Source organism: Bacteroidales bacterium, assembly GCA_018334875.1.
Lineage (GTDB): Bacteria > Bacteroidota > Bacteroidia > Bacteroidales > UBA12077 > JAGXLC01.
Genome location: JAGXLC010000143.1, coordinates 1 through 9,863, shown reverse-complemented (window position 1 = coordinate 9,863; position 9,863 = coordinate 1). Strand labels below are relative to the sequence as shown.

The window sequence follows — 9,863 nt, the reverse complement described above, 5'->3', positions numbered from 1 at the left end:
GGAAAGAGGGAAATCCTTAGCATTTCTTTTGCTGTTGATGCCCAGAAAAAAGGCAGCTACTTTTTTGAAACCATCAACAGCAGGAATGGATTGTCATCTGACATTATCACGGAAATCTATCAGGATAGTGAGGGTTTGTTGTGGATATTAACCCACGATGGTTTAAACCGTTATGATGGTTATTCCTTCAAGACCCTTAAGCCTGATTACTCAGAAGATGTGACATTCACCGGCAATCATTTTACAGCTGTTGACGAAGATGAAGAGGGCCGTCTATGGCTGGGCACACACGACAACGGGATCAATATTTATAACAAAAACACAGGCAAAGTATCGGTTATCAATACCAAGACTGAAAATCCCACATTGCCTTCAGGGGATATTACTGATCTTTATATTGATAGGAAAGGAAATAAATGGATCGGAACCAACAATTATGGACTTCTTTGTCTGGATACCACAGGTCATTTGACCGTATATCGTACCAAGAGAGACCATTTGGCTTCAGTAAGCAGTATCAAGGTTATCTACGGAGACAGTGAGGGCAGATTATGGATTGGTACCTGGAACAATGGGCTGTTCTATTACGATAGGCCAAATAACGATTTCATACATGTTGATCTACCCTGGCCGTATCCTATAGATAATAAGAATGTTGTATCTATACATGAAGACCAGCAGGGACGTCTGCTAGTCGGAACCTGGGGACATGGATTATTCAGGCTGGATTCGGTAAGGCAGAAAGTACACAATATTGAGCACTATTCCTACTTGAATGAAAGCCTTGCAGGAAAACTGAACGATAATGAAGTTGGGAATATCATTTATTCCATAGAAACCGATAAGACAGGAAAAATATGGTTTGGAACCAATGATGGTATTCTTATATCTGACGGGAAAAATATTGAAAATCCACTAAAAATCCGCGCTAATCAGGACCTTGGTTATGCCCCTGATCATAGTCAGATTTATTCCCTTTTCTCCGACCGTGAAGGAATTATATGGCTGGGTACCCAGGGAGGAGGACTCCATAAGGTTAATCTGGACAGAAACAGATTCAAACTGCATGAAGTTACATTAGATAAATCACAATTGATCCGGGAAAGTTCAGTTTACAGCTTTTGTGAGCTGGACAAAGAAAATATTCTTATCGGTGTTAAAACAGAAGGATTCCTTCAATATAATGAAACAACCCATTCATATACCTCCTATACCGATCTGGAATTATTTCAGCAGCTGCCCCGGCTCAATCTGGTATATGATTTTCATAAAGACCAGTTTGGTCGCATATGGTTCGGTACACGTTACCGGGGGGCTTTTATGATGGATCCGGAAAAAGAAAGTTATATCAAACTCAACAGCCGCTATGACAATTTTATCTGCCGTGCAGTATATGCTTTTATGCGGGATGTTGATAATAATATATGGGTAGGTACGAATAACGGGCTTTATATATTTAAATACCATGAGCACCAGGGAGAGCAATACAGCCTTTTCCACGCCTCCCACTCACAAGATGATACCACATCGTTAAGTGGTAACAGCATTACCTCTATTTATCAGGATTCTTACGGCGATGTTTGGTTGGGAACCATGAACAAAGGATTGAATCGTTATACGGACAATTTTGTGAAGAAGGATATGAAGTTTCAGCGCTATCGACCCAACCCTGACAATGAAAATAGTTTAAGCAGCAACATTATTAATGATATATATGAAGACAGCGAAGAAAGGCTTTTCATCGGCACTAATGGAGGAGGGCTTGTGAAATATAACAGGGATAAGGATTACTTTACCCGCTATGGGAAGAATGAAGGGCTGATAGCTGATAATGTGACAACCATCATGGAATCCATAGATACTTCTTTGTGGTTGGGAACGAATCAAGGGGTTGTGAGATTGCATATTGACAACAACGGAGGCCCTCATTTCACCAATTATACCGTCAAAGATGGTTTACAGGGTCGCATTTTTATAAGAGGCGCCAAGTTCAAGTCTTCTGATGACAGTACATTTTATTTTGGAGGTCACAATGGTTTTAACAGTTTTAAGCCGGCCCGTATCCGTTTTCAGACGGTAAAACCCAAACTGGCAATCACTGAACTGAAATTCAACGGCCAAGACAAACACATTAACGCAGGTTCGGATAGCCTCATTGAAGTGCCCCATCATGTCAAAACCTTATCCATAGAATTTTCTGCTTTATCTTATAAACATCCTGCTCATAACCAATATGCCTATATTCTGGAAGGGTACAATGATGATTGGCAATATAAGGAAGCTTCCGACCGAAAGGCTGTCTTTACCAGCCTGCCCCGCGGCGACTATACATTCAAAGTGAAAGCTGGCAATAGCAATGGATTTTGGTGCCGAGAACCGGTTACACTGAATTTTACTGTAGAACCATCCCCATACGCTTCTAATGTGGCTTTTATCATTTATAGTTTGATTGTTTTTGGCATTTTTTACCTGATTATAAGAATGACCGTTTACAGGACAAAAATGAAACAAGAGTTAAAGTGGGAAGAAGAATTGCGTGCCAAAAAAGAAAAACAACATCAGTTCAAACTTCGTCTGCTGACCAACATTTCCCATGAATTTCTTACTCCCCTTTCCATTATTTCGTGTGTGGTAGATGACTCCTCGGCTTCGAAAAATTTTTCCGGACAATCTTTACGCATCATTCAACGCAATGTTACGATGTTAAAGAATTTGGTTAATCAGTTTATGTTGATTAGAAAATCGGAGGCAGGTACTTTACAATTGAAGGTGGCATCTAATAACTTAAAGGAACATCTAAACGAAATATACAGCACATTTTATCCCCTCGCCGGCAAGCAAAATCTGCAATATGATATGTTTCTTTCCAATGACCTGAATACAGGCTATTACGACAGGGATAAACTGGAAAAGATCTTGCATAATCTCCTTTCCAATGCATTCAAATATACGGAACAGGGCCATGTTTCTGTTTATGGCCAACATATTCAAAAAAATGGCATCACATATGCTCAGATCAGCGTGACTGATACCGGAGAGGGTATCCCTGAAGATAAGTTGGACCAGATATTCAAGCGTTTTAAACGGATCGATTCTCAAAAAACTACAGGCATCGGAATAGGACTGGAATTGACCAAAAGCCTGATTGAGCTACACAAAGGCAGTATAAGCGTTAGAAGTCGTCTGCAGGAGGGTACCTCTTTCATTATTGATTTTCCAATTGATAAGTGGGCCTATCTGGATCATGAAATTATTAGTACAGAAAACCCTGAGGATTCCTCTGTAATCATTGAAGATCAGAGTATCATCCTTCAGCAGGATCACAAATTCTTCTATGATCAGCAAATACCCGATGAAAGTATAAAAAAAGAAGATAAGAGGGTTCTTCTTATAGAAGATAATGAGGAGCTTAGGAATTTGCTGTATACATTTTTATCAAGATATTATAATGTTAAGGCACTTGATAATTGTGATAAAGCTGTCAGTATTACCCAAACAACCTTCCCTGATTTGATTGTCAGTGATATTATGATGCCGGGAACCGATGGATACGAGTTCACCAGACAAATAAAGAATGATTTGAACACGAGCCATATCCCGATCATTCTGCTCACTGCAAAGATTGACGATGAAAGTAAAATAAAGGGGTATGATTATGGTGCCGATTCTTATGTCACCAAACCCGTCAACCTGAAACTTTTGCATACCCGGATTGAATCATTGTTTGAAGGCTGGGAAAACCTTCGGAAATATTATTCAGGTAATAATGGAAGCCTTGAACCCCAGGTATCCACATTGAATCTCACTTCAAAGGATGAACAATATATCAAAAGAGCCATTGAAATTATTGAGAATAACATTACTAAACCTGATTTTAATGTGCCATCACTGGTTCATGATATGGGGACCAGCAATTCCATGCTTTATAGAAAATTCAATAAAATCGTTGGTTTAAGTCCGAATGAATATATTAAGAACAGCCGTCTGAAAATGGCAGCACACATGCTATACGATGAAAATTACTCCATTACGGAAGTGGCGTATTCAACCGGGTTCAATGATTTAAGTTATTTTGGAAAATGTTTTAAAAAATATTACGGTAAATCTCCAACAGAATATAAAGGCTAAATATTCATTCTTATCATCCCGTCATTTTCCGTTTATTTCTGTTATGATATTTTTATATTGTTTTTCATTCAATTGTTGAATGCCCTGGCATTTTTCTGATCCTAAATTTGGGAGAAAGCATTCAATAAATTAACGAATGTGCTGGACTGCTTTCTAAAAATTTGATATTCAATCTATTAAAGTCTGAAAAGATATTACCAATTTATGACAAGAATGTTTCATTGCAAGATGAACCTTTTCACTACTTTTGGAAGAGTGATCTAAAAATTTTTAATGATACCTGTCTATGAAGAAATCTTCAACCCACTCAAACTTGAAATGCAATTTAACCGTGATCAAACTCACTAATATGATAGAGACAATTTTTCAACACCACGAACCGCAGCTACTAATTATAAAAGGGAAAACATTATGAGAAAGATTGCTTTTCTGATTTTAATATTTTTTGGAATGTCTATATCCTCTGTAATCGCTCAGAATACTATTGAAGTGACAGGCCAGGTTACGGATCCCGACGGGAATACGCTTCCTGGTGCCAATATCACGCTTAAGGGAGGATTAGACGGTCAATTGGTGGGTACAACCACTGATATCGATGGTAAATATAGTATTGAAGTGCCCCCGGATGGTGTCTTGAGCGTGTCTTTTGTCGGATATCAGGGGCAGGAGATACCTGTGGAAGGACGTAGCACGATTAATATAGAAATGCAACCTACCCAGGAAGAACTGGAAGAAGTTGTTGTGGTTGGTTACGGTACGCAAAAGAAGGAAAGTGTTGTCGGGTCCATTACCCAGACAAAGGGGGAAGATCTGGAGCAGGCTCAGGGAGATTTGTCCCTTTCCAGCTCGATGCAGGGCTTATTACCGGGTGTCACTGTTAGTCAATCCACAGGGCAGCCCGGTGAACGGGCTACCAATATACTGATCAGGGGCAAGTCAACCTGGCAGAATAACGAACCTCTTGTACTTGTGGATGGCATTGAAAGGGATTTTAATGATATCAATCCCAGTTCTATTGAGTCGATTTCGGTGCTGAAGGATGCTTCTGCCACTGCCGTCTTTGGTGTCAAAGGGGCCAACGGGGTTATATTGATCACCACCAAAAGCGGTCGCAAAGGAAGAATGAACATTTCATACTCATCGAATCTGGCGGCCAAGCAGCCGACCAATGTATGGAATTATCTTGACCACTATAAAACATTGCAACTGGCCAATCAGGCCTATGTCAATGACAATGCCTGGAGTAATCTTTACACCCAGCAGGAAATTGAAAATTACCGCAGCGGCGACCCCTATCTTTATCCTGATGTGCAATGGTATGATGAGATCACCAAGGATTTTGGCTTTCGTCAGAAACACAATCTGAATATCAGCGGGGGCAATGATTTTGTCAGATATTTCACATCGTTTGGTTATGCAAAGAATGGGGATATTTATGAGACCAAGGAGCAGGAATTTTATGATCCCACCTTTGGCTATGAACGCTATAACTACCGATCAAACCTGGATTTCAGCATCACCAGGACCACCAATGTAAAGCTGAAACTCTCCGGAATGGTAGGGATCAAGAACCATACTTCTTTTTATCAGCTTAATCCCTGGCATCATAATCGTTTTTTCCAGGAGATCCACTGGACACCGCCATACAAGTTTCCACCCCGTTACAGGGATGGTAAACTCGGTGGCGATCCGGCTGCCCAGGGTGTTGTCAATCCCCTGGTGAAGCTTAATAACGCCGGGCAAACCAATACTAAAGAAGCCAAACAGTTTGCTGACATGGAATTTGAACAGAAGCTACCTTTCATTGCCGAAGGGCTGAAGGTAAGCGGAAAATTTTCCTATAACTCTTCTTTCCCTTACCGCCAATCTATTCATAACGGAACGGTTAGGAGGTATAACTATAGTGAAAACGACACCATTGTAATCCCGAGTCCCGAATTTGTTGAGAAACCTGCTACAGTTGGCTGGGAATATCTGGTCAGTGGTTATGGTTACAATTATACCCGCTCGCTGTATTATGAGGCCTCCCTGGATTATTCCAATACAATAGGCGATCATAGCTTCTCAGGAAAGGCCCTTTTCTTCAGGAGAAAGGGCATTACCAATCTGAATTTTCCGCGGTATGAGGAACACTGGGTTGGCCGTATTACGTATGATTACAAAAGCAAATATCTGGCTGAATTTAACGGGGCCTATACCGGATCCGAAAAGTTTGCCCCGGGCCAGCGTTTTGGTTTTTTTCCTTCCATGGCCGTTGGCTGGGTTATCTCGAACGAACCTTTTATCAAAAATAATCTGCCATGGGTGAATAATTTTAAAGTGCGCTACTCCTATGGTGAAGTTGGTAACGACCAGGGAGCTCCAAGATGGGCATATCGTACGGATTACAGCAGAGGCGGAGGAGTAGCTTTGGGCTATCCACGTCAGAATTATCCGGTTTATGCCGAAGGCGGAGCGGCCAATGTGAATGCTACCTGGGAAACCGGTGTTAAGCAGAATCTCGGGATAGAAGGCCGCCTGTTTGGCGGACTTACCTTTAGCCTTGACCTTTTCAAGGAATACAGGGATGGCATTCTTATGAGGAGACAAACGGTACCCGTTTGGTTTGGCCAGCAAGCCCCAACTGCAAATATTGGTGAAACCAAGAGTCATGGCTATGAGGCGAAGATACGCTATAGCGCCAGCTTATCCCGTGATTTCAGTTACTGGATAGGGGGAAATCTGAATTTCAGCGAAAGCCGTGTTATTTTCCGTGATGACCCGGCCAACCGACCAGAATATCAGAAAAATGAAGGTAAGCCCATTGGCTGGCAGTCCAAGCTGATTGTAGAAGACCTTCATGATTCCTGGGATGATGTTTATAACAGTACGCGTTCGATATGGCTTCCTAATAGCCGCATTCCCGGCGACATGAATTATGTTGATTACAATGGTGACGGAGTTATTAACGATCAGGATTTTGCCCCTTATGGTGATTTAACCTATCCGGCTTATACCTACGGGTTCGATTTGGGGGTTGAATATAAAAATCTGCAATTGTCAGCAAGTTTCTATGGTGTCTCGAAAGTCCAGAAGAACATGCCAGGCTTTATACTATGGGCCTTCTCCCAGCCTACTTCCATTGTTGCTCACGACCACAGCCTGGATGCCTGGACCCCCAATAACAGGGATACCGATGTGCCTGCGTTGCATGCCAGCGATAAACAGATTCATAACAATCGTTCCAGTTCTTACAGCTATGTGGATGCGGATTACTTAAGGCTCAAGCGTGTGGAACTGTCGTATACGCTGGAGTCGGAAATGTTGAAAGAGTCTCTAGGTATTCAGCAGCTGAGACTGACGGCCCGCGGACAAAATCTTCTGACATTTTCGCCCCTTGATGACCGCCTGGATCCTGAATCCAACACCCTTGGGGCCTATCCGCTTGTAAGATATTATAACTTTGGAGTAGAAGTTAATTTTTAATGAATCGATAGAAACGAAAGAATTATGAGATATTTAATGAAATCATCCGTTTTGCTTCTGGTTATTCTTTTCATGGGCAGTTGCGAGGAATATCTTGACAAGTCGCCTGAATCAGGAATCACCGGTGAGCAGATATTTACAAATTATAGCAATTACCGGGGTTTTAATGACCGTCTTTATCTATTCCTCAGGGATTTTCATTTCTGGCATCCGCGTTATACGCCTGGTACTATGGCCGATCTGGAACAATGTGATAACGACTGGCAGGATGTCAATGCTGTAACCAACGGGAACTATTATAACAAGCCTTACAACCGGGCGGTTGGTTGGTTAACCCGGAATATTTCTTCCGGCGCCTCTGCCGTTCCAGGCAACGCCTTTAAAGCCTTACGTATAGCCAATAAATCCATTAAAAATATTGACCGTCTGGAAGATGCTAACCAGGAGGATAAGGACCACATCCTTGGACAGGCCTACTTTTTCCGGGCCTGGTTTAATTTTGAGCTGATCCGCAGATATGGTGGGATGCCTTATTTTGACCAGGTGTTCACCCCGGACAGCAAGATGGATATACCCCGTGAAACCTACAGGGAATGTACCAATCAGATTGTTGAGGATTGTAATAAAGCAGTCGAGTTGTTGCCCGAAGGGTGGCCCCAGCAACATCTGGGCCGGGTCACTGTTGGTGCTGCTATGACCCTTAAGGGGATGGCTCTCTTGTATGATGCCAGCCCGACCATGAACAATGACCCGCTGGACCCCGATCGCAACAGCACTACTTATGATGTTGAACGGGTCAAAGAAGCAGCCAGCGTTTTATATGATGTGATAGAACTGGCCAATGAAGGGGTTTACTCGCTTGAATCCGGTGATAACTACAGGCACATCTTTTTCAGCCGCAATGAATTTGTCAATGATGAGGCCATATTTTACAGAGTGCCGGAATTGTATGGCTGGTCCTCACAACAGACCACAACTCGCCGCCCCGATGCCCTGGACTGGAGGGGATTGTATGTGCCACCAACCTATGATAATGGCGGCTGGGTGTCTATGCCCACTCAAAATGCAGTGGATAAGTATGAAACGGAAAACGGCTGGCCGATTGACCATCCCAATGCCGGTTATGATCCTGATCAACCTTACCAGAACAGGGACCCCCGGTTTTACAACAACATATTATACAATGATGCACAATGGGGTGTCGATGATGAAGGCGAACAACTTTATATTGAAACCTATGAGGGGGGCAGAGATAAGCCAGAGAACATTGTGCATCCGACGGGATATTTCAACCGTAAATACTGGCCGGAATCAGGAAACAAATGGCAGAATGACTATAATTACTATATGAACTGGATCTATTTCCGGCTCTCGGGTGTTTATCTATACTATGCCGAAGCGGTGAATGAAGGTTGGGGTCCTGACGGTTCCGCACCCGATGCCTCCCTTACTGCCCTGGAAGCTGTCAATACAATTCGAAACCGTGTGAACATGCCTGATGTCAAAGGGACCTTCCACAACCAGGCGGATTTACGAGAGCGGATTCGCAACGAGCTCGCTGTCGAGTTGTTTGGCGAACATAAACGCTGGTGGGATCTTCGTAGATGGTATGAAATGCACAAACCAGAGCATAAAACCATCTACCGGATGCGTATAGATAAGGTAGCTGAGGATTCATTCAATTACACCGTTGAAGAGATGGAATCCGAAAGTCGTGTTTTTGACGATAAACATTACTGGTATCCTCTGCCAAAGGACCATGTTGAAATGCTGAAGAATCTCAAGCAAAATCCGGGGTGGTAGACTTAAATGCAATGTTTTCACGAATAACAGTTTTTGATATGAAAATATGGACTATGAGAAATAATCACAGCAAATTTTTGATAAAGATTTTTACGGCGCTTTCACTGTTTCTCCTTATGGTTGCCGGCTACAATAGCTATGGCCAGCAGAAGGGGCAGATGAAAGTCACGGAAATTACCGGCACCGTGGAAGGCAATGAAGGCAATGCCGTGCCCGGAGCCCGGGTACTTTATCAGAACGGAACAAAATCTGTCACGACGGACAGTGATGGAACCTTCACCCTGAAAACGCTCAGCAATGATGTCCTGGTAATCAAAACCCAGGAATATGAAACAAAATATGTAAGCTTGCAGAAGGCGGATCTCTCTGAACCCATTGCGCTTGTTAGGCCGCCCCTTTATATGGCAGAAGATGCTGTTGTGAGCCTTCCTTACCACAAAATGCCTGATAGAATGGTCACGGGCGCA

General features: G+C 42.6%; 4 protein-coding genes. All 4 read left to right on the top strand.

Annotation, left to right across the window (positions count from 1 at the left end):
- The coding region (locus KGY70_11910; GenBank protein MBS3775887.1) for a response regulator at positions 1-4,128 on the top strand (4,128 nt) is incomplete at its 5' end.
- A gap of 411 nt (positions 4,129-4,539) precedes the next feature.
- Complete coding sequence (locus KGY70_11905; protein MBS3775886.1) at positions 4,540-7,593, top strand: TonB-dependent receptor; 3,054 nt, start codon at positions 4,540-4,542, stop codon at positions 7,591-7,593.
- 24 nt (positions 7,594-7,617) lie between these two features.
- Positions 7,618-9,396 (top strand): RagB/SusD family nutrient uptake outer membrane protein, encoded by a 1,779-nt coding sequence (locus tag KGY70_11900; GenBank protein ID MBS3775885.1) that lies wholly within the window; start codon positions 7,618-7,620, stop codon positions 9,394-9,396.
- A 53-nt stretch (positions 9,397-9,449) separates the two neighbouring features.
- Positions 9,450-9,863: carboxypeptidase-like regulatory domain-containing protein (locus KGY70_11895; GenBank protein ID MBS3775884.1), on the top strand; the 414-nt coding region annotated here is incomplete at its 3' end.

Bases quoted from the DNA above. Each gene is read 5' to 3' on its own strand.
- KGY70_11905 (MBS3775886.1), top strand. From the start codon at position 4,540: ATGAGAAAGATTGCTTTTCTGATTTTAATATTTTTTGGAATGTCTATA.
- KGY70_11900 (MBS3775885.1), top strand. From the start codon at position 7,618: ATGAGATATTTAATGAAATCATCCGTTTTGCTTCTGGTTATTCTTTTC.